Annotated in this window: 17 protein-coding genes and 1 tRNA gene; 14 read left to right on the top strand and 4 right to left on the bottom strand. The window is 62.8% G+C overall.

Going from position 1 to position 21,021, the window contains the following annotated elements:
- The first annotated feature begins 8 nt into the window (after positions 1-8).
- The 6 genes from EN857_RS27635 to EN857_RS27660 all read left to right on the top strand — a co-directional run bounded on the left by EN857_RS27635 (position 9) and on the right by EN857_RS27660 (position 6,152).
- Entirely contained in the window at positions 9-668 is a 660-nt protein-coding gene (locus EN857_RS27635) for a GntR family transcriptional regulator (protein WP_127282661.1), read from the top strand.
- 63 nt (positions 669-731) lie between these two features.
- Positions 732-2,069 carry a sugar ABC transporter substrate-binding protein gene (locus EN857_RS27640; protein WP_135859397.1) on the top strand — a complete coding sequence of 446 codons (1,338 nt, stop codon included), beginning with the start codon at positions 732-734 and terminating at the stop codon, positions 2,067-2,069.
- Positions 2,069-3,007, top strand: coding sequence for a sugar ABC transporter permease (locus EN857_RS27645; RefSeq protein WP_127282663.1), 939 nt, complete (start codon positions 2,069-2,071; stop codon positions 3,005-3,007). Before EN857_RS27640 ends, EN857_RS27645 begins: the two co-directional genes overlap by 1 nt.
- Positions 3,008-3,829 (top strand): carbohydrate ABC transporter permease, encoded by an 822-nt coding sequence (locus tag EN857_RS27650; protein ID WP_127393414.1) that lies wholly within the window; start codon positions 3,008-3,010, stop codon positions 3,827-3,829.
- 37 nt (positions 3,830-3,866) lie between these two features.
- Positions 3,867-4,925, top strand: a complete 1,059-nt coding sequence (gene ugpC / locus EN857_RS27655; RefSeq protein WP_127393413.1) for a sn-glycerol-3-phosphate ABC transporter ATP-binding protein UgpC — start codon at positions 3,867-3,869, stop codon at positions 4,923-4,925.
- Positions 4,926-5,114: 189 nt separating this feature from the next.
- Positions 5,115-6,152: an ATP-grasp fold amidoligase family protein gene (locus tag EN857_RS27660; RefSeq protein WP_127393412.1), complete on the top strand. Its 1,038-nt coding sequence runs from the start codon at positions 5,115-5,117 to the stop codon at positions 6,150-6,152.
- A gap of 362 nt (positions 6,153-6,514) precedes the next feature.
- Here the strand turns inward: EN857_RS27660 and EN857_RS27665 are convergent, their stop codons facing one another.
- Positions 6,515-6,838, bottom strand: coding sequence for a hypothetical protein (locus EN857_RS27665; RefSeq protein WP_128346335.1), 324 nt, complete (start codon positions 6,836-6,838; stop codon positions 6,515-6,517).
- A 248-nt stretch (positions 6,839-7,086) separates the two neighbouring features.
- Complete coding sequence (locus tag EN857_RS27670; protein WP_127391154.1) at positions 7,087-8,061, bottom strand: helix-turn-helix domain-containing protein; 975 nt, start codon at positions 8,059-8,061, stop codon at positions 7,087-7,089.
- 223 nt (positions 8,062-8,284) lie between these two features.
- Here EN857_RS27670 and EN857_RS27675 point away from each other — a divergent pair, with 223 nt between their 5' ends.
- From EN857_RS27675 to EN857_RS27705, 7 genes are all read left to right on the top strand, one after another.
- Positions 8,285-9,079 carry a hypothetical protein gene (locus tag EN857_RS27675; RefSeq protein WP_127391153.1) on the top strand — a complete coding sequence of 265 codons (795 nt, stop codon included), beginning with the start codon at positions 8,285-8,287 and terminating at the stop codon, positions 9,077-9,079.
- 642 nt (positions 9,080-9,721) lie between these two features.
- Positions 9,722-11,227: an arylsulfatase gene (locus EN857_RS27680; RefSeq protein ID WP_127391152.1), complete on the top strand. Its 1,506-nt coding sequence runs from the start codon at positions 9,722-9,724 to the stop codon at positions 11,225-11,227.
- Positions 11,228-11,264: 37 nt separating this feature from the next.
- Positions 11,265-12,224 carry a formylglycine-generating enzyme family protein gene (locus tag EN857_RS27685; RefSeq protein WP_245493358.1) on the top strand — a complete coding sequence of 320 codons (960 nt, stop codon included), beginning with the start codon at positions 11,265-11,267 and terminating at the stop codon, positions 12,222-12,224.
- 53 nt (positions 12,225-12,277) lie between these two features.
- Positions 12,278-14,179, top strand: coding sequence for a mechanosensitive ion channel family protein (locus tag EN857_RS27690; RefSeq protein WP_127391151.1), 1,902 nt, complete (start codon positions 12,278-12,280; stop codon positions 14,177-14,179).
- Positions 14,180-14,246: 67 nt separating this feature from the next.
- Positions 14,247-15,242, top strand: coding sequence for a GlxA family transcriptional regulator (locus EN857_RS27695; protein WP_348630796.1), 996 nt, complete (start codon positions 14,247-14,249; stop codon positions 15,240-15,242).
- Positions 15,243-15,646: 404 nt separating this feature from the next.
- On the top strand, positions 15,647-17,212 hold the full coding sequence (locus EN857_RS27700) for a BCCT family transporter (protein ID WP_127391149.1): 1,566 nt from the start codon (positions 15,647-15,649) through the stop codon (positions 17,210-17,212).
- 168 nt (positions 17,213-17,380) lie between these two features.
- The gene (locus EN857_RS27705; RefSeq protein WP_127391148.1) at positions 17,381-18,184 is read left to right on the top strand and encodes a TerC family protein; all 804 of its coding nucleotides are present in this window, start codon (positions 17,381-17,383) and stop codon (positions 18,182-18,184) included.
- A 39-nt stretch (positions 18,185-18,223) separates the two neighbouring features.
- Here the strand turns inward: EN857_RS27705 and EN857_RS27710 are convergent.
- Both EN857_RS27710 and EN857_RS27715 read right to left on the bottom strand, forming a co-directional pair.
- A tRNA-Arg gene (locus tag EN857_RS27710) sits at positions 18,224-18,300 on the bottom strand.
- A 164-nt stretch (positions 18,301-18,464) separates the two neighbouring features.
- Positions 18,465-19,628 (bottom strand): M20 aminoacylase family protein, encoded by a 1,164-nt coding sequence (locus EN857_RS27715; protein WP_135859398.1) that lies wholly within the window; start codon positions 19,626-19,628, stop codon positions 18,465-18,467.
- Positions 19,629-19,845: 217 nt separating this feature from the next.
- Between EN857_RS27715 and EN857_RS27720 the strand changes: the two genes are divergently transcribed.
- Positions 19,846-21,018, top strand: coding sequence for a D-alanyl-D-alanine carboxypeptidase family protein (locus EN857_RS27720; protein ID WP_127311736.1), 1,173 nt, complete (start codon positions 19,846-19,848; stop codon positions 21,016-21,018).
- The last annotated feature ends 3 nt before the right edge of the window (positions 21,019-21,021 follow it).

Genomic DNA, 21,021 nt, shown 5'->3' on the forward strand with positions numbered 1-21,021 from the left:
AGCGCTGAATGGAAGACGGCAGCGAACCGGCGACCCTCAGGGAAAAGGCCTATGCCAGCTTCACGCGGCATCTGCTGGCGCGCGACCTGAGGCCCGGGCAGTTCGTGTCGCAGCGCGAGCTGGTCGCCTTCACCGGGCTGCCGCTCGGCGCTATTCGCGAGATCGTGCCGCGGCTCGAGGCCGAGGGCCTGCTGACCACCATTCCGCAGCGCGGCATGCAGATCGCCCATATCGACATCAACCTGATCCGCGAGGCCTTCCAGTTCCGCCTGTTCATGGAGCGCGAGGCGGTAGCGCTGTTCACCGTCAGCGCCGCCGATGCCGAGCTCGCCCGTTTGCGGCGCGAGCATGAGGAGATGCTCGCCGAGGCGCTGGCGCAGCCGGCGACGCCGGAGATGGAAGCCAGGGCACAGACCATCGACTGGGCCATGCATGACACCTTCATCGACGCGCTCGACAACGAGATCATCGCCAAGGCCTATCTGGTCAATTCGGTGAAGATCCGGCTGATCCATCAGGAGCGGTTCCGCATCGACGGCCGCGTCGTTCCGGTCATGCGCGAGCACCTGGCGGTGATCGAGGCGATGGAAAGCCGCAACCCGCAAAAGGCGGTCGAGGCGATCAGCCTGCACATCGACAATGCGCGCCGGCTGGCGCTGCAGATCTGAGGGAAATGAGCCGCGCCGCGGCAGCGGCGCAATCCACAACGACAGCAACCCCGGGAGGAAGAAATGTCGTCCAGTCCGTTCAGCCCAACCAGAAGGCAACTGCTTGCCGGAACAGCCGCTCTTGCCGCCGCCGGCCTCGCCGGCCTGCGCCCCAGCTTTGCCGCCGGCGTCGACTGGAAGCGCTTTGCCGGCACCACGCTCGACGTCAATCTGGTCAAGAGCCCGCGCAGCGACACGCTGATAAAATATATCGCCGAGTTCGAGGAACTGACTGGCATCAAGGTCAATGCCGAGGCGACGCCCGAACAGCAGCAGCGCCAGAAGACGGTGATCGAGCTCAGCTCAGGCAAGCCGAGCTTCGACGTCGTGCATCTCAGCTACCACGTGCAGAAGCGGCAGTTCGAGAAGGGCGGCTGGCTGGCCGACATCTCCGGCTATCTCGCCGATCCCAAGCTCACCGATCCGGCGCTGGTCGAGAGCGACTTCGCCGATGCCGGCATGGTCTTCGCCAAGGATACGCAAGGCGTGCTGCGCTCGCTGCCGTTCTCGGTCGACTACTGGATCGTCTACTGGAACAAGGAACTGTTCGAGGCCAAGGGGCTGAAATATCCCGAGACCTTCGAGCAGCTGGTGGCGGCGGCCGAGGCGCTGACCGATCCTTCGGCCAACACCTATGGCTTCGTCGCCCGCGGGCTGAAGAACGCCAACACGCCGGTGTGGACGTCGCTGATGCTGGGCTACGACATGACGCCGCTCGATGCCGAGGGCAAGCTGCGCACGCTGTCTCCCGAGGCGGTCGAAGCGGCCGGCCTCTACCAGCGGCTGATGACCAAATCGGCGCCTCCCGGCGTCACCGGTTTCAACTGGGCCGAGGCGCAGTCGGCCTTCCTGCAGGGCAAGATCGGCATGTGGTTCGACGGCGTCGGGTTCGCGCCGCCGATGGAAAATCCTGAAAAGTCGCGGGTCGTCGGCAAGGTCGGCTACGGCGTCATGCCGAAGGGCCCCAAGGCGCATGCCTCCGGCACGTTCGGCGACGGCATCGGCGTCACCGCCGCCAGCGAGAAGAAGGAAGCGGCCTATCTGTTCTGCCAATGGGCGGTGTCGCCGGCCATGGGCGCGCGGCTGCTGCAGGCCGGGGCCGGCGTGCCGTTCCGCAAATCGGTGCTGGAGGATCCCAAGGTGCGCGAGGGCGTCACCATGCCGGCAAGCTGGCTCGACGCCGTGGTCGGCTCCGGCAATGTCAGCCGGCTGGCGCTGCCGGTCATCATCCCGGTCACCGAGTTCCGTGACATCTATGGCGTCGCGCTGAGCAACATGATCGCCGGCGCCGATCCGGCGGACGAGCTGAAGAAGGCCACCGACCAGTTCCAGCCGGTCCTGGACCGGAGCGAGCAAGGCTGATGTCCGCCACCACCCCAGAACGGACCGGGGTGACGATGGAAGCCATGGAAGGGAGCCAGACGGTGCGTCTGGCTCCCAACTACTGGCCCTTCGTCCTGCCGGCGCTCGTCGTCGTCGGCGCGGTGATCGTCTTTCCCTGGGCATTCACGCTGTGGATGAGCGTCAACAGCTGGACGCTCGGCCAGTCGCGCAGCTTTGCCGGGATGGACAACTATCTGCGCCTGGCGGGCGACCCGCGGTTCTGGGAATCGCTCTGGCACACGCTTACCTACACCTTCCTGTCGGTCGTCGCGCCGATGTTCCTCGGCACGGTCGCGGCGCTGATCTTCGATGCGAAGGTTCCGCTGCGCGGCCTGCTGCGCGGCGTCTTCGTGATGCCGATGATGGCGACACCGGTCGCCGTGGCGCTGGTGTGGACGATGATGTTTCATCCGCAGCTCGGCGTGCTCAACTATCTCCTGTCGCTGGTCGGTATCCCGCCGCAGGAATGGATCTTCAACGCCAGGAGCGTCATTCCCTCGCTGGTCGCGGTCGAGACCTGGCAGTGGACGCCGTTGGTGATGCTGATCGTGCTGGGCGGGCTGGCCTCGGTGCCGCGCGAGCCGTTCGAGAGCGCCGAGATCGATGGCGCCAACGCCTGGCAGCAGTTCCGCTACCTGACCTTGCCGATGATCGCGCCGTTCCTGATGATTGCCGTCATCATCCGCACCATCGATGCGCTGAAGAGCTTCGACATCATCTACGCCATGACCCAGGGCGGTCCGGGCACGGCGTCGGAAACCATCAACATCTATCTCTACAACACCGCCTTCTCCTACTACGACATCGGCTACGGCTCGGCCATGGCCGTGGTGTTCTTCGTCGTGATCGTGGCGCTGTCCTTCGTCCTGTTGATGCTGCGCCAGCGCTCGCAATGGATCAACGCGGAGGGCAAATAGATGACGTCGCGGCTCCTCAACCGGATCGGTCTGTTCTTCGCGGCCCTGGTGCTCGTCTCGCCAGCGATCCTGTTCTTCCTCTGGATGATCTCGCTGTCGCTGAAATTCGAGATCGACAACGGCGCCTATCCGCCGATCCTGATCCCCGAGCGCTTCGCCTGGTCGAACTATGTGAAGGTGTTCGAGGAGAACAACTTCCTGCTCTATCTGTGGAATTCGGTGCTGGTCACCGGCACGGCGACGCTGCTGGCGCTCCTGATCGGCGTGCCGGCGGGCTACGGCATCGCCCGGCTCAAGGCCGAGCGCTCGGCCGTCGTCATCATGATCGCCCGCATGACGCCCGGCCTTTCCTATCTGATCCCGCTGTTCCTGCTGTTCCAGTGGATCGGCATCCTCGGCACGCTGTGGCCGCAGATCATCATCCATCTGGTGGTGACCGTGCCGATCGTCGTCTGGGTGATGATCGGTTATTTCGAGACGACGCCGATGGAGCTGGAGGAAGCGGCCAGCATCGACGGCGCCAGCTCCTGGCAGGTGTTCCGGCTGGTGGCGCTGCCAATCGCCAAGCCGGGCATCGTCGTCGCCTTCATCCTGTCGGTCATCTTCTCGTGGAACAATTTCGTCTTCGGCGTGGTGCTCGCCAGCCGCGAGACGCGCACCTTGCCGGTCGCCGTCTACAACATGCTGTCCTACGAGCAGGTGAGCTGGGGGCCGCTCGCCGCGGCAGCACTCGTGGTGACGCTGCCGGTGTTGGTGCTGACCCTGTTCGCGCAAAGGCAGATCGTCGCCGGGCTGACCGCCGGCGCCGTCAAGGGCGGCTGAGGCCGGTCCGACATCACACGTTTCGTGGAGAGATAAAATGGCATCGGTGACCATCAACAACGTGCAGAAGGCTTTTGGGACCGCAAAGATCATCCACGATGTCAGCGTCGACATCGCCGACGGCGAGTTCGTCATCCTGGTCGGGCCGTCGGGCTGCGGGAAGTCGACGCTGCTGCGCATGATCGCGGGGCTGGAAACGATCTCGGCCGGCAAGATCGCCATCGGCGAGCGGGTCGTCAACGAGCTCAGGGCGCGCGACCGCAACATCGCCATGGTGTTCCAGAACTACGCGCTCTATCCGCACATGACGGTGGCCGACAATATGGGCTTCGCGCTCAAGATCAAGAAAGCCGACCCGGCCGACACCGCCAGCCGGGTCAAGCGGGCGGCAAGCATACTTGGCCTGGAAAAGCTGCTCGACCGCTATCCGCGCCAGCTTTCTGGCGGCCAGCGGCAGCGCGTCGCCATGGGCCGCGCCATCGTGCGCGACCCGCAAGTGTTCCTGTTCGACGAGCCGCTCAGCAATCTCGACGCCAAGCTGCGCGTGCAGATGCGGGGCGAGATCAAGGCGCTGCACCAGCGGCTGGGCACCACCACGATCTATGTCACGCACGACCAGATCGAGGCCATGACCATGGCCGACAAGATCGTCGTGCTGCATGACGGGCTGGTCGAGCAGATCGGCGCGCCGCTCGACCTTTACGATCGTCCGGCCAATCTCTTCGTCGCCGGCTTCATCGGCTCGCCGTCGATGAACTTCATCCGCGGCCGCATCGAGGAAGGCGTGTTCCGCAGCGCCAGCGGACTGACGCTGCCGCTGCCGCATGACCTCCACCCGGCGCGGGTCCCGGACGGCGAGCTCGTCTACGGCATCCGTCCCGAACACATCCGGGCACGCAGCGAGGGCATTGCCGGCACCGTGACGCTTCTGGAAGCGACGGGCTCGGAGATCTTCGCCACGGTTGATTGCGGCGGCGAGGAAATCTCCTGCCTGTTCCGCGAGCGGCTTAAGCTGAAGCAGGGCGAAACGGTGCGCATCGAGGTCGACCGCGCCAGCGCCCATCTGTTCGCGGCGAACACCGGCCAGCGCATCTGAACGCCTTAAGGCGGGACCTGCCCGAAGCGTCCTGGTGGCTTCGACGGCGCTTGGCCGCTCGAACCGATAGCGCCAGCTTGCCGGCGCGCGCCGGCGGTGCTTAGGTGCGCCGTCAATGGGCGGGGTTGCCGTGGATCAGCGATCTCAGTCGCCGGGGAAAAAATTCATCCGGACAATCGTAACCGTTCGATGAGGTCGGCGTCCGACTTCCCGGCGCGGCACCGCTTCGTCCTGGCGGCGGCACGGCTGCTGATCACGCTACGTCACCCCCTGCTCGTGGTGCGATTTGCAAGAAAGATGGGCTATTGGCCCAATCCCGCCGCGCCCGAGCGCTACAATGAATGCATGCTCTGGCGAAGGCTGATCGACCACAATCCGTTGTTCGTCACGCTGTCGGACAAGCTCGCCGTGAAGGAATATATCCGCGCCGTCTGCCCGGAGCTGGAAGTGCCGAAGACGTTGTGGCGCGGTCGCGACCCCGACGACATCCCGTCGGCGCTGCTCGAAGGCGAGGCGGTGGTCAAAGCCAACCATGGCTGCGACATGAACATCTTCGTCTCCGGCGGCCAGCCGGATCGCGCCTCCATCGTGCGTCAGCTGAGACGATGGCTGGGCAAGCGCCAGGGTCGCCGCAACAGCGAGTGGGCCTACTGGCCGATCGTGCCGGAGGTATTCGTCGAGGAGATGCTGCCGCTCGCCGGCGGTGAGATCGCCACCGAAATCAAGGTCCAGGTCTGCAGCGGCGTCGTCTGCCATGTCCGGGCCGAAGACAAGGAGGCGCTCAAGTCGCGGCTGTTCGATCCTGACGGCAACCCCCTGGCGGGGCGCGACATCGACTATCCGCGTGAGGATCAGGCGCTGCCCGTCACCGCCGGCCTTGTCGAATTGATCAGGCAAGCGGCCCTGATCGCGCCGCGTGTCGCCGGCGATCTCGATTATGTTCGCGTCGATTTCCTGGTCACGCGCGAGCGGCTCTACGCCGGCGAGATCACCGTCTATTCGGCCGGCGGTTATGCGACCTGGAGCAATCCTGCGATCATGGCGGACATGGAGCGGCGCTGGCGGCTCGATCACTCGGATTATCTGCGGCGGCGGCATTCCGGGCTTGCCAGACTCTACGCCGACGCGCTGCGCTCAAAATGCCTGCGGGCCAACGGCAGTCCGGAACCTGTTGCGGTCGCCGAAATCCACCCGCCGCTGGGTGTGCCGGATCCGCACGACGCCTGAACGGTCCGACTGGCGTGTGCGGGTCAATGACAGCGTGCTGCAAACCGTCATGAAGGGGGTTGCGGCCGTGGGCGGCAGCGTCCTGCCAGGCTTCGGCGGCTCGCTGGCGATGGTTGGGGATCGGGCGCGTCGGCCGAGTTCTTTCGAACAGGATCTCGACCGCGCGCGTGGACGATCACCGCACCGGCGGAAACATCAATCCTTTGGAGCCCAGAGCGCCGCCAGGGAGCAAATCGAAGACCTGCGAGCATCCCAATCGACACGGGGTGCTATCGACACGGCTTTCGAACGCCGTGCCGATCAGCCTTTGCTGGCGGAATGTGATCCACCATGTCCACCAAGGGGACGAGGCCCACTTTCATTCACTGTATGTGCACGACGACGTAGCGTCCGCCGTAGGGTTGATAATACGTGCTGCCGCAGTGCCACAGCACGGTGCCGTTGATCGCGGTCTTCACGCACGCTGCCGGGAGCCGGGTCACGTAGATCGTCGAGCGGCGGATCGTTCGGCGTGTGGTACGCCTCGCGACCCCTGCGACACTGCCAGGTGTGAGCGGACGGCCAACTTTCGCCTGCGCGTTGCCAACGAAGGGCGCGAACGGGATAACCGCATCGGCCAGATCGGCAAACATCAAGGCAACGACGATTCCGGCGGCGCCGGTCAATCTCAAGCTGGATCTCGTCATCTTGCATCCTCCCAAGAACTCGCCACTCAGTGCGTTTTGACTCGCTGCCGACCACGCGCCCGGCGCGAGCCTGCGCCAACCCAAATCGGCGGACCTGCTCGCTGACCCAGCGGGCCAGAGGCGGTGCGTTATAAGCATTTTAGAATGTACTAATTCTCGAGTGCGACTTCTATCCGGATTGCGCAAACCCAGTCGAACTGCTTGCACTGATGACGTGGCGCAATTTCTCGGCGCACCTTACGCCTTGGTCACGATCTCCCGGCACGCTGAAGCGTTTCCTTGGGAGACTCGCCGAAGAACAGGCGATAATTCGCGGCGAAGCGGCCCAGATGGGTGACCCCCACGTCCATAGCGATCGTCGTAACGCTCAAGCCGTTGGCGCGAGCCGTGACAAGGAGCCGTCTTGCTTCGTTGAGGCGGAGCGCTCTTATGAATTCGAGCGGGGTTACCGCGAACGTGGTGCGAAAGGCGTATTCGAGCTGTCGACGGCTGACACCGATTTCCCGGCACAGCCGAACAATGGGTATGTCTTCCCGGATATGAGTGCGAATGAAATCCTCGGCCGCCGACGCTTGTCTAAAGTGGCGACTCGCGCAATCGACTGTTCCGCTCCCGCGACTGTCTGCCCCTGCGAAGGCGTCAGCCACTGCCCCCAGATATTCCTCGAACGCAGCTGGAGGCTGCTCCGGCAAAACCGACTCGCTTCCGACTGTCCCGAGGTAGTCTGCCATCGACTTCATCTGGCGTCGGATTCTTTGCGCTTCCTTGGTGGCGAGCCGAATTGCCGAGGGGAGATTGTTGATCTTCTCGATAACCATCCCCGCGGCAACCGACTGGATCTCCATCCAGGTCGCGGTGGGAACAATGGCGACAGCGTAAGTGAGGCCGGGCCGGACCGTAGCCGTCACACCCGTGCCGGCAGGGATTGCCAGGATCAAGTCGTCTTCGAGCGGAACGCCGCATATTGTCGACCCACAGGCCCGCTCGATAGCCACTAACGCCACCGAACCTGGATCGAAACCGCCTCTGGCGCGGAAGGCGCAATTGAATTCTGGCAGGTCGAGCGCCCACTTACCGGGGGACTGGATTTGCCGGATGCGCGAGGGACGCCAGCCTGCCGAAAGCCTGTCGACCTCTACGGGCAGACCAGAGGCGGCGCTGGTCAGGTCGTCTGGGCCAAGCAGCACATCCCTGTACGAAGGCGATGAAGGCCACGTGGTCACGCAAGGCGTCCTTTGCGCAAAGTGGATAGAAGAACGACTATATTAGGTTTAGCTTAAGCGTAAATTGCGCGAGATCAATTGGCACTTAGGTACCCCGACGAACGGCCTAGTGGGGATAGACCATGCGGCCAAGTTGACAGAGCGCAAAGCGAGGGTTCATCCAGTATGGAAGAGAAACCTCTGCTTGGCGTAGTTCGGGCAGCAAAAACGATAAATGGGGACGATGATGAAGAAATTTCGTTTGGCCGCCCTGGCAATGGCAGGTGTATTGGGACTTGGTGCGGCCAATGTTTTTGCAGCAGACATCGCCAAGCCACAGGATGAAGGTTGGACCTTCACTGTCGCCCCGTATCTGTGGGCATCAGGAATCAAGGGCGAAAGCGGCCTCTTCGGATTCCCGCCTCAGGATGTCGATGTGAGCTTCAGCGACGTGCTGCAACACCTCAAATTCGGGTTCATGGGGCTCACGGAAGCCCGCAACGGGCCTTTCACAATCAGCACGGACATAGTCTACGCCAAGCTCGACGCCAACATCGGCACCCCGCAAGGAATACTCGCCTCGAATATCGATGCGACGGTGAGCACTTTCATGGGGACGGCGCTGGGCGGTTACAGCGTTTACTACCAGGATGGGACGAATTTCGATCTCGTGGCCGGCGCCCGCCTTTGGTCGGTCGACAACAAGTTCGACTTCCACGGCGGTGCGCTTGATGGCAGCTCAGCGAGCGACGGCGATACGTGGGTCGATCCGGTGATCGGCGCCAAATTCAAGGCCGATGTCGGCAATGGAATCTACCTGGCCGGCTGGGGCCTCGTCGGTGGTTTCGGCGCAGGGTCCAAATCGATGTGGGATGTGATGGGCGGCGCCGGCTATCAGTTCAACGACAAGATGTCCATGTTCGTCGGCTATCGGGCCGTGCACGACAATTACAGCCACGACGGCTTCGTGAACAAACTCACTCAGCAAGGTCCGATATTGGGGCTCACCTATCAATTCTCGCCAGCCCATCCGGGATAGGAAGGGATTGACACGAAGTTGTTGGTCCGCGGCGCGGCTCAACTTCATCTATGCCAGGTGCCAATTCTTGGTGATGCGTTTCGTCAAGTTCGGCGAGTTGGACATCAGGCCGGTGAGGTTGTCCTTCTCAGCCGGTTAACAAGCCGCTTTTGTCGTCGGCTGCGGACGCACCTGCCCCGAGGCTGCATCGGCGGGCTCGTCAAGGCTGAAGCGCAACGTCTGTGTGGGAAAGCGATGCCCGGCCGGGAGCCAAAAAATGCATCCTTTGCGCAAAGTGGATAGCGGTACGGTTGTATTAGGAATAGCTTAAGCCCGAATAGCGCGAGATCAAACAGCGCGGGAGTATCGCCGACCAACGGCGAGTGGGGAGCATGAACAGGCAGGACCATTTCGGAAGAATGCGCAGTGGACATCGAGCCCGCTGCAGCAAGCATGCCTTGTGGAGGTGGCCGCTTCCCGGACAGGCCATGACGGTGTTGGCCACCCTATTTCGGACTCCAAGAGATTTTCGCGCAGGCAGGCGGCCGTGTGGATGCCAAACCCTGTGCGCTGCCTCCTGGGTTCCTGGAGAATGATCGGCGACAGAACGGCAGACGCGCATTTGTTTTGAGTAGGTCCGTATACACAGAGCAGGGGCACAACATGAGCAACGATCGCGACTTCCCGGCTGAAGCCGGTACAACCAACAGGATCACGCGGCGGGATGCTTTGATGGCCGGCACGGCGGCTGCCGTTTCGCGATTTGCCGCGCCAGCCGGTCTTTCGGGCGCACTCGCCGGCCTCGCCGGTGTTCAGGTTGCCGCAGCCCAGCCCTCGCAGCCCAACATCGTCTTCATCATTGCGGACGATCAAGGCTGGAAAGACGTCGGCTACCACGGCTCAGACATCAAGACGCCCAACATCGACAAGCTTGCCACTGAAGGGGCGAAGCTCGAAGAATATTATGTGCAGCCGATGTGTACACCGACGCGCTGCGCCCTCATGACCGGCCGCTATCCGCTACGCTATGGCATGCAGGTTGGCGTTGTCCCCGCTGCAGGAACCTATGGTCTTTCGCTTGACGAAACCCTCCTTCCGCAAATCCTCAGAGACGCGGGCTATCGGACGGCAATGAGTGGCAAATGGCACCTCGGCCATGCCAAGACGGCCTACTGGCCGAAACAACGTGGATTTGATTCATTCTACGGGGCCACCGTCGGCGAGATCGACCATTTCAAACATTCCTCGCACGGCGTCGCGGACTGGTACCGCAACAACAAGCCGATCAAGGAGCCGGGCTTCGACAACACCCTGTTCGGTCAGGAGGCCGTCCGGGTCATCAAGGCCCACGATCAGAAGAAGCCGCTGTTTCTCTACCTCGCCTTCACCGCGCCCCACACGCCGTTCCAGGCGCCGAAAGAATATCTCGACCGCTATAAGAACATTACCGACGAGAACCGGAGGGCCTATGCCGCGATGATCTCGGTGATCGATGACGAGGTTGGGAATGTCGTGGCCGCGCTCGAGAAGAAGGGGATACGCGACAATACCCTCATCGTTTTCATGAGCGACAATGGCGGCGTCGTCAATTCGATGTTCACCGGTGACTCCAAGGTGGAAGGCAAGCTTCCCGCCGATAATGGTCCCTATCGCGACGGCAAGGGTACTCTCTATGAGGGAGGCACGCGCTCGGTTGCCTTCATGAACTGGCCCGGCAAGATCAAGCCCGGCGCCTTCAACGGCCTTATGCACGTCGTTGACATGTTGCCGACACTGGCTGGGCTGGCTGGAGCCAAGCCCGGCAAGGACAAACCCCTGGACGGCATGGATATGTGGCCGGCCATCAGCGAGGGCAAACCTTCGCCCCGCACGGAGATTGTCTACAATGTGGATCCCATGGTCGGCGCGGTGCGTGAGGGCGATTGGAAACTGGTGTGGGCCGCGGCGTTGCCGCAAAAGATAGAGCTTTTCAATTTGGCACAGGACAAATCGGAAGCCACCAATCTGGCCGACAAGAACCCTGATAAAGTCAAGGAGTTGCAGGCAAGGATTACGGAGCTGGCAACCCAGATGAAACCCCCGCTGTTGCTGCTGGAAGCCATGCGCTTGACGTTCTTCACACCGTTGGTGACGCCAAGCCCGGAAGAGATGTTCGCTGCGGGGGACTGAAAGGCAGATGAGTTCGGCCGTTTAGACGAGACGCCCGATGACTGAGGCACGACTTACCGCAAAGCCAGCAATCTCGTCGCACGGCGATATGGCCTGGATTCCCGGCGGTGAGTTCCTAATGGGCTCCGACGACCACTATCCGGAAGAGGCGCCGGCGCATCGTGTCGTGGTCGGCGGCTTCTGGATGGATCGCACCGCCGTCACGAATGCTGAGTTCAGGCGCTTTGTCGAGGCCACCGGCTACGCCACGCTGGCCGAGCGACCGGCAAATGCCGCGGACTATCCCGGAGCCAGCCTTGAGTCGTTGGCACCGGCTTCGGCCTTGTTCGTCCGGCCTTCACGCAGCATTGATCGCGGCAATCACTACAACTGGTGGGCCTATGTGCGCGGCGCGAATTGGCGGCATCCTCGCGGGCCTGCCAGCGGACTCAAAGGGTTCGAAAATCATCCCGTCGTGCACATCGCTTACGAGGACGCGGAAGCTTATGCGAGCTGGGCAGGCAAGGAGCTTCCGACAGAGGCCGAATGGGAGTTCGCCGCCAGGGGCGGGCTGGAAGGAGCCGAGTTCGCATGGGGCGACGACCTGACCCCGGGTGGCCAGCATATGGCCAACACCTACCAAGGCGAGTTCCCGTTCCGCAACGATTGCGAGGACGGCTACGAATGGACGTCTCCGGTCGGCTCGTTTCCGGCAAACGGCTATGGGCTCCATGACATGGCCGGCAATGTCTGGCAGTGGACAACTGACTGGTACCAGGAGCACCGCCGCATCGACAGCCCTTGTTGCACGATGGCCAACCCGCACGGTGCCGAGCGTGAGGCAAGTTACGATCCGCTGACGCCCGACATCAGGATTCCGCGCAAGGTGACCAAAGGCGGGTCTTTCCTGTGCGCGCCAAGTTATTGCCGGCGTTACCGGCCGGCCGCGCGCATGGCGCAAGCTGTCGATACGTCCACTTGCCACCTCGGCTTCCGTTGCATCGGGCGTTCGTCGTGAGGGAGCGTGCGCCACGCTCGACAGCATGACCGCCCGGAGAGACGAGCGGCGAATTGTTCGACGGTCGGGCGACCGCCGAAACTGGCTTGCGAGGTGCTGAAGAGGGGGAAATCGTGGGCACGACGGCAGAAACGGACGTTACTTCGTTGATTTCGGGCTTCGAACAGCTGGCCGAGCGTTTCGTCTCCGGACTGTTCGCGCGGGTTGCGGCTTTGAGCGACGTGCCTGTCGAGTTTGAAAACCTGAGGGCCTCGCTCGCGGCCAGCGGAACATCTCTCCTTGCGCTCCTGTTCGAGATTGTGCTGGTTGTTGCGCTCGTCGCGGGCGTGTTCATTCTGTTCGCCGGTCGGTTCAAGAAGGCGGCTGCCGCAAGCAGCGCATGGCGCAGATTCTTCGCAGGCGTGGCGGCTGCTGTGGTGGCGCTGGCGGTCGGTTTCATTGCCGCGCGGCTGCTGGCCGGTTCTGGCGCACCTTTGCAAACCCTTCGCCTTTGGACGGTGGCTACCGTGCTCGGCTTCGTCATCCTCGCCGCCGTCAGATCACTGTTGATGGCATCGCGGCGAACCGAGTTCGCGGAGCGCTCCGTCCATCTGGCGGCGCTCGTGCGCGACCTCTCGCTTGCCATTGGCTTGGCGATCATCGCCACCACGCTGCTCGCGACGTTGCGGCTCTGGAGCGTCGGGCCGGCCCTGGGGGATCTGCTGCGGACAGGTTTGGCAATTCCGACCTACCTTATGTTTGCATGGGCGGTATGGCGGCACAGGCGCACAATGGCGGCCGCCGTCGCCGGTCCGCGTCCCAGAAGCCGCTGGCGAACCCGTCTCGCCAAAATGTGGCCGGCAGTGGTGATCGCTTTCGTGGTAGTCACCTTCCTCAGCGCTCAGGCCGCGCTGACCCTGGGAACATCGCTTCGTGGGCCGGCCGTCCTGCTGACCGCGTTGCTGTTTCTCGCCGCGCCTCATCTCGACGCAATGATCGGGAATTGGGCTCAGCGCGGATTGGAGTCTCCCGACATCTCGATCCTGGCAGCGGCAGGGCGACAGACAGCCCGCTTCACCGTCGTGGCCATCATGATCGCCATGCTGGGAACGCTATGGGCGACTCCGCTGGCTGCCGGGTTCGGCATAGATCTGCGAGAGGTCGCCAAGGGCGCATCCGGGGTTGCGCTGATCATGTTGGTGGCGGCGTTTCTGTGGAATGTGGTCGGCACAGCGACGGCTCGCGCCTTGCGCGCGGAGTTGCCCGCGGTTGGTGACGACGAGATGCTGGGTGCGCCGCGTTCGCGGCTGGGCACGCTTGTGCCGCTGATCAGCGGGATCGGCAAGTCGAGCATTCTGGCCTTGGCACTGCTCTCGATCCTGGTGTCGATCGGGATCAATGTCTGGCCCCTGATCGCCGGTTTGAGCGTGTTCGGGCTGGCCATCGGCTTCGGCTCGCAGACGCTGGTGAAAGACCTGGTCTCCGGGCTGTTTTTCCTGATCGACGACGCATTCCGCTTCGGCGAATATATCGAAACGTCAGGCGCCAAGGGGACCGTGGAAAAAATCTCGGTCCGATCGGTTTCCCTGCGCCATCAGCGCGGTGCCTTGGCGACAATCCCCTACGGCGAGATTGGCAAGATTCAGAATTTCAGCCGCGACTGGATGATCGAGAAACTGACCTTTCGCGTTGCGTTCAACACCGATGTCGAAAAAGTCCGCAAGATTTTCAAGAAGATCGGCCAGGATATTTCGGCCAACCCGGAACTTGCTGGAGATCTGCTCGAGCCGTTCAAGAGCCAGGGAATTGCCGAGGTTGAGGACGGCACGCTGGTTATCCGGGCCAAGTTCAAGGCAAAAGCGGGCAGAAATTTCATGATCCGCCGCGCCGTTTTACTCGCCGTGCACCAGGCATTTCGGGAAAACGGCATTCAGGCCGTCCCAAAGCCACTGACATCCAATCCCGGAGCAGCCTGAGCAAATTCCGAGACGATGGCGCATTCGCGATATCCATTTCGCGACACGGACGTTAGTTTCAGTGAACATGTCTCAACATCCGATCAAGCGCTCGCTCGTCTTCTTTATGGTGCCGGATTTCACCATGGTCGCCTTTGCGACTGCACTGGAGCCGATCCGCATCGCCAACCGGATGCTCGGTTACGAAGCCTATAAATGGCGGCTGGCCAGCATCGACGGGCAGCCCGTGCCCGCTTCGAGCGGCGTGTTGTGCGCGGTGAACACGTCGTTGCAGGACGAGCGGCGCATGATGGCCGGCCCCGACAGGCCATCGATGGTCATCGTCTGCACCGGCATCAACATCGAGCGCTATTCGAACAAGCCGGCTTTTGCCTGGTTGCGTGAGGAACATGATCGCGGCGTTGCGATCGGCGGCCTCTGCACCGGCGCCCATGTGCTGGCGGCTGCCGGGCTGCTCTCCGGCAAACGCTGCGCCATCCATTGGGAAAACCTGCCGGGCTTCGCCGAGGCATTTCCGAATGCGCATGTGTTTGCCGACCTCTTTGAGGTCGATCAAGACATCTACACATGCGCCGGCGGCACGGCCGCGCTCGACATGATGCTGAAGCTGATCGGCGATGATTTCGACGAAGATCTGGTCAGTCGCGTCTGTGAGCAGGTGCTGACCGATCGCGTGCGCGGCGCAAGCGACGGCCAGCGGCTTCCCTTGCGCGCGCGGCTCGGCATTCAGAATTCAAAAGTGCTGACCATCATCGAGCTGATGGACGCCAATCCGTCCGAACCGATATCGATAAGCGATATTGCCAGGCAGGTCGGGCTGTCGCGACGGCAGATCGAGCGTCTCTTCCGCGATGAGATGGGGCGCTCCCCGGCCCGCTACTATCTGGAGATACGCCTCGAGCGCGCACGGCATATGCTGATCCAGTCATCCGTGCCGATCGTCGAGGTGGCCACCGCCTGCGGCTTCGTTTCGGCGTCGCATTTTTCCAAATGCTACCGCGAACTCTACGCCCAAACCCCGCAGCAGGAACGGCTGGAGAGGAAATACCCCGCCGCCTCATAAGCGTCATCGGTTTTGCCACGCCGACGACAGGTTCGGCCAGGCAGCCGTGCGTGCGTCCACGGGCTTGCGCAGCGACCAATCCGGCTGGCTCGACAAAGGGTTTCGCAGAGGGTGTTTTTGACGCGCCATGGCATGGCGTGCCTTTGCCCGGGTAGGTTCTTCCCTACCCGGGATCTGCCGGTTCCCCACTGACCCGCCAAATTCCTCCCATCCTTGCCTGCCCACCCTTTCTACCCTGACGGGTGTGGTGGCGGAGGGCCTAATCCGACACTTCGAAACGGCGCCAACGGCGGACGCTTCAGCGTGCGCCGTCCGCGACCCTGGTCTCGCAGGAGGTCGGGGTCTTTGACGTCCAAGGGGAGTTTTTCAGGAACTGGTTTCGAAATTGATTTGGGAGGTCACGCATGTCGACTACAAGCAGGTTACGGGGCATAGATACGGCGGTATTCTGGCCGGCCCTACTCATAACAGCCGCGTTCATTTTATGGGGAGCCGCTGCCCCGGATAGCCTCGCCTCCGTGACGAACGCCACGCTCGCGGCCATCATCAATGGTTTCGGATGGGGCTTTGTCGTATCGACGGCTATGTTTCTGGTCTTTGCAGGGTTCCTGGCGATCAGCCGTTTCGGCAAGATCAGGCTTGGAGCCGACGACGAGCAGCCGGAGTTCACTACAGTTTCGTGGGTGTGCATGATGTTCAGCGTCGGCATGGGCATCGGACTGATGTTCTGGGGGGTTGCCGAGCCGGTTTTCCATTTTGGCGCGCCGCCTCACGGGCTGGCCGCCCCGCAGTCCAAGGAAGCTGCGCTGATCGCGATGGAATATGCCTATTTTCATTGGGCGCTGCACCCTTGGGCGATCTACGCCATTGTCGGTCTGGCGATCGCCTACTTCACCTACCGCAAGGGCCTGCCCATCCTGATATCGAGCGCATTCACCCCCTTGCTCGGCGGTGCCGTCAACGGGCCGATCGGCAAGACGATCGATATTCTGGCCCTCATTGCCACGCTGTTCGGCACGGCGACATCGCTCGGCCTCGGCGCACAGCAGATCAACAGCGGTCTGAATTTTCTCTGGGGAACCGGCGAGGGGACAGGCATTGCGCTTGCGATCATCGCCGTGCTGTCGGTGCTGTTCATCCTTTCGGCAGTGTCCGGTGTCGGCAAGGGCGTCCAGTTCCTGAGCAACATGAACATGGTTGTCGCCGCCGCCTTGCTGCTCTTCCTGGCCGTCGTCGGACCGACCGTCTTCATCCTCAACACCTTCACCGAAGCGCTCGGCGAATACCTGACCAACCTCGTCACGATGTCGTTCCGCACCGCCGCCTTCAGCGACGGCAAATGGCTGAGCAGCTGGACCATCTTCTACTGGGCGTGGTGGGTTTCCTGGGCGCCTTTCGTCGGCGTTTTCATTGCCCGCATTTCCAGGGGGCGGACGATCCGCGAATTCGTCATCGGCGTTCTGCTCATCCCGAGCGGCGTGACCTTTCTCTGGTTCACCATCATGGGCGGCACCGCGCTGCACTCCGAACTGATGGGGGTCGGCGGACTTGTCGAGGCGGTCAACACCAAGGGTGCCGCCATCTCGCTGTTTGCCCTGCTCGAGCAATATCCGGGAACAGCGATCACCTCGTTCGTCGCGATCTTCCTTGTGGCGATCTTCTTCATCTCGGGAGCCGATGCCGCCTCGATCGTGATGGGCATGCTGTCGTCACGCGGCACGCTCGAGCCCGCGCGCATCGTCGTCGTCCTGTGGGGCGTCCTTGCGGGAGCGTCGGCCTGTGTGCTGCTGGTGATGGGAGGTCTGGAGGGCCTGCAGACCGCTTCGATCATCGCAGCAGCACCCTTCCTTGTCGTCATGGTCGGGCTGTGCATCTCGCTGTGGATGGCGCTGCTGGACGACCTCGAGGGGCGGAGTGAACCCGTCTCTCTGTTGCCCGACGCCCAGCCTGTCGCCGCAGCGGCAGAGTAAACCGCAGCACCGCCATCCAGGCGGCCGGCAAACCGCATCTGAAAACGAACTTCAGGTGCGGTTTGCCGTTCCGCGCCAGCCGGGCGGCGCTCCTCATCGTCGTCACCAGCAGCGCGACAAGATCAAGCCAAAAGCAAATCCAACCGGGTGCTCGAAGGAAGGGCGAAGATGATAACCGACCCGCAAATCTGGCTCAGCCTGCTGACGCTTACAGCGCTTGAAATCGTCCTGAGTGTCGACAACCTGGTCGTGATCTCGGTTCTGGTCAGCAAACTTGCTCCCGAGCTGCAGCCAAAGGCGCGGTTTCTTGGAATGACGCTGGCCCTGGTTCCACGACTGATCCTGCTGCTGTTCATCGGCTGGATCATCGGCTTGACCGAGCCTTTGTTCGAGGCCTTCGGGCACGGCTTTTCCGGGAAGGATCTCATCCTGGCAGGCGGCGGTCTGTTCCTCATCTACAAGGCCACCCAGGAGATACATGCAAGTCTCGAGGGAGAAGAGGGCCACATCGGCGCTACCGTGCGCGCAGGTTTCTTAGCCGTCGTGTCGCAGATCGCCCTGATCAACCTCGTGTTTTCCATCGACTCGATCGTGACCGCCGTCGGCATGGCCAACCAGATCTGGGTCATGGCCGTCGCTGTCGTCGCGTCGATGGCCGTCCTGATCGCTGCCGCCGGACCGGTTGGAAAATTCGTCGATGCCCATCCCACAGTGAAGATGCTGGCACTCGGCTTCCTCATCATGATCGGCATGACGTTGGTCGCGGACGCCTTTGGCGTCCATGTCCCCAAGGGTTACATCTATTCGGCGATGATTTTCTCGATGGCGGTCGAAGGCGTGAACATGCTGCACCGCCGAAAAGCCAGGCCGGTTCATTTGCACAATCAGTATGGACCGGAGGCTGCGGTTGCGGCCAACGACGGATACGCGCGATCCGCGGCGGTCGCTCAAACACGCAAACAGGAAGCCTGACGCGACGCGGCGTATTTCTCGGCAAGTGCCTGAAAATTATGGTGATCCCGACAGGAATCGAACCTGTGACCTACAGATTAGGAATCTGCCGCTCTATCCTACTGAGCTACGGGACCACGCGGCCCGACACATAGCCGCTTCGGACCGGTTCGCCAAGAGGCGTAGTGAACGCAAATCGGGGCGCCGTCGCGCAGGGCTCACAACTCTTGCCCCGGTCCCTGCGCCATGCCCGGGCAACGCCTCGCCGTGCCCGAGGATTAGCTCCCTGCCGGAACCAGCCTCAGGCGGCCAGCGCCGTCTCCGCCAGTTTCACCCAATAGCTCATGCCGTGCGGGATGACCTCGTCGTTGAAGTCGTAGGCGGGGTGGTGCAGGCCGGCCGTGTCGCCGTTGCCGATGAAGATGAAGGCGCCCGGCCTCGCTTCCAGCATGTAGGAGAAATCCTCGCCGCCCATCACCGGCTGGATGGCGCGGTGAACCTGGGAATTGCCGGCGATGTCGGCGGCGACGTCGGCGGCAAAGACCGTCTCTTCGGGATGGTTGAAGGTGACCGGATAGTTGGGCTCGTAGTCGAAGGTGATGGTGGCGCCGAAGGCGGGGGCCAACCCGTCGCAAAGGGCGCGGATGCGCTCCTCGGCCTTCTTGGCCACTTCCTTCTTCAGCGAGCGCACCGTGCCTGCGATCTCGGCGCTTTCGGGGATGACGTTGTAGGCGTCGCCGGCATGGAATTTCGTCACCGACACAACCACCGACTCGACCGGGTCGGTGCTGCGCGAGGCGATCGTCTGCATCGCGCCGACAAGTTGGCTGGTGATGACGATCGGATCGATGGTGCCGTGCGGCATCGCCGCGTGGCCGCCCCGGCCCTTGACGGTGATGGTGAATTCGGCGGTCGCCGCCATGATCGGGCCCGGCCTGATGGCGAACTGGCCGACCGGTAGGCCCGGCATGTTGTGCATGCCGAACACTTTTGAGATGCCGAAGCGTTCCATCATGCCGTCCTTGACCATCTCGTTGCCGCCGCCGCCGCCCTCCTCGGCCGGCTGGAAGATGACCGCGACCGAGCCGGTGAAATTGCGGGTTTCGGAGAGATATTTGGCGGCGCCCAGGAGCATCGCCGTGTGGCCGTCATGGCCGCAGGCATGCATCTTGCCGGGAACGGTCGAGGCATAGGGCTTGCCGGTGATCTCGCTGATCGGCAGCGCATCCATGTCGGCGCGCAGCCCGATCGTCGTGCCGTCGCCGTTGCGACCGCGGATGATGCCGACGACGCCGGTCTTGCCGAGGCCTGTCACCACCTCGTCGCAACCGAACTCCTTCAGCTTTCCGGTGACGAAGGCGGCGGTCCGGAAAACGTCGAAATTCAGTTCCGGCGTCTGGTGCAGATGGCGGCGCCAGCCGGCGACCTCGTCTTGCATCTCGGCGGCGCGGTTCAAAATCGGCATGATTGTCCCATTTCATCGTTGAAGCAGCCAGTTCCAGCCTGCTGCATTGTAATTGTGATTGCCAGGCGCTTTGCCATGTTGACGTCACATAGGGTAAATAGCACCGCAACAATGCAGCCTGGGGAATCGAGGGCCGGGCGCACCATGCTGGCGATCGCGTAACGAAATCTTACGGAGCCAGGGGCGACTACGGCAAGAGGCGATTTCGGATTCCATGATGCGGCACGGGCATTTCCTCAAACTATTGCTGGCCGGCGCGCTGGCTTTGCCGATGCTGGCGGGCGTCGCGCGCGCCAACCCGGTGATCCTTTTCGACCTGCAGAGCGGCAAGATCCTCGAGCACCAGGACGCCTTCAAGCGCTGGTATCCGGCGTCGCTGAGCAAGCTGATGACGGCCTATGTGACGTTTCGGGCGATCGCCGCCGGCGAGGTTCAGCTCGATTCGCCGATCAAGGTGACGAAACATTCCGCCGGCGAGCCGCCCAGCAAGATGGGCTTCAAGCCGGGCTCGGTGATGCGGCTCGACAATGCGTTGAAGATGATGCTGGTCAAATCGGCCAACGACATCGCCATGGCCGTCGGCGAGAATATCGGCGGGTCGCAGGCGGCCTTCGCCGACCGCATGAACGCGGAAGCGGCGCGCCTCGGCATGACGGGAACCCATTTCGTCAATCCGAACGGGCTGTTTTCGCCGGACCAGTACACCACCGCGCGCGATCTCGCGCTGCTGGTGACGGCAATCCGCAGCGAGTTTCCGCAATACGCGCCCTGGTTCTCGATCGAGGGGCTGGCGGTCGGCAAGAAGGCGATCCCGAACTACAACCTCTTGATCGGCCGCTATCCGGGCGCCGACGGCATGAAGACCGGCTTCGTCTGTTCCTCTGGCTTCAACATGATCGGCTCGGCGACGCGCAACGGGCGCACGCTGGTCGCCGTGGTGCTCGGCGAGAAATCCGCCGTCAGCCGCGCCGAGACCGTGGCGAAGCTGCTCGACCAGGGTTTTGACACGCCGGCGACCGGCTCGGCTACGCTTGCCGCCTTGCCGTCTTATGGCGATACGCTGTCGCCCAACGATCTGCATGACGAGATCTGCAAGAAGAAGCCGAAGGCGGAGCAGTCGGAGGCCGCCCCCGCCGTCGCCGCCAAGGATGCGCCGAAGTCGCCCTACCAGGTGAAGCTCGCTCACCCGACCCTGGTCGCCGTCGGCCTCGGCGGCGCAACCGGGCCGACGCCGAAGGCGATGCTCGACCAGTCGGGCCAGGAATATGCCGATGTGCCGCTGCCGAGCTGGCGGCCCGACATTCCGGCACCGACCGGCGCCGAGCCGGCCGCAAGCGGGACGGCCGCGGTTGCCGTGCAGGGCGACCAGCCGGTCAAGGCCGCGAACTAGCCC

The sequence above is a fragment of the Mesorhizobium sp. M4B.F.Ca.ET.214.01.1.1 genome (genome assembly GCF_004791545.1).
In the GTDB taxonomy this organism is placed as follows: Bacteria; Pseudomonadota; Alphaproteobacteria; order Rhizobiales; family Rhizobiaceae; genus Mesorhizobium; species Mesorhizobium abyssinicae.

Coding starts and splice junctions, on each gene's coding strand:
- EN857_RS27635 (WP_127282661.1), top strand. CDS start 9: ATGGAAGACGGCAGCGAACCGGCGACCCTCAGGGAAAAGGCCTATGCC.
- EN857_RS27640 (WP_135859397.1), top strand. CDS start 732: ATGTCGTCCAGTCCGTTCAGCCCAACCAGAAGGCAACTGCTTGCCGGA.
- EN857_RS27645 (WP_127282663.1), top strand. CDS start 2,069: ATGTCCGCCACCACCCCAGAACGGACCGGGGTGACGATGGAAGCCATG.
- EN857_RS27650 (WP_127393414.1), top strand. CDS start 3,008: ATGACGTCGCGGCTCCTCAACCGGATCGGTCTGTTCTTCGCGGCCCTG.
- ugpC (WP_127393413.1), top strand. CDS start 3,867: ATGGCATCGGTGACCATCAACAACGTGCAGAAGGCTTTTGGGACCGCA.
- EN857_RS27660 (WP_127393412.1), top strand. CDS start 5,115: ATGAGGTCGGCGTCCGACTTCCCGGCGCGGCACCGCTTCGTCCTGGCG.
- EN857_RS27665 (WP_128346335.1), bottom strand. CDS start 6,838: ATGACGAGATCCAGCTTGAGATTGACCGGCGCCGCCGGAATCGTCGTT.
- EN857_RS27675 (WP_127391153.1), top strand. CDS start 8,285: ATGATGAAGAAATTTCGTTTGGCCGCCCTGGCAATGGCAGGTGTATTG.
- EN857_RS27680 (WP_127391152.1), top strand. CDS start 9,722: ATGAGCAACGATCGCGACTTCCCGGCTGAAGCCGGTACAACCAACAGG.
- EN857_RS27685 (WP_245493358.1), top strand. CDS start 11,265: ATGACTGAGGCACGACTTACCGCAAAGCCAGCAATCTCGTCGCACGGC.
- EN857_RS27695 (WP_348630796.1), top strand. CDS start 14,247: ATGTCTCAACATCCGATCAAGCGCTCGCTCGTCTTCTTTATGGTGCCG.
- EN857_RS27700 (WP_127391149.1), top strand. CDS start 15,647: ATGTCGACTACAAGCAGGTTACGGGGCATAGATACGGCGGTATTCTGG.
- EN857_RS27705 (WP_127391148.1), top strand. CDS start 17,381: ATGATAACCGACCCGCAAATCTGGCTCAGCCTGCTGACGCTTACAGCG.
- EN857_RS27715 (WP_135859398.1), bottom strand. CDS start 19,628: ATGCCGATTTTGAACCGCGCCGCCGAGATGCAAGACGAGGTCGCCGGC.
- EN857_RS27720 (WP_127311736.1), top strand. CDS start 19,846: ATGCGGCACGGGCATTTCCTCAAACTATTGCTGGCCGGCGCGCTGGCT.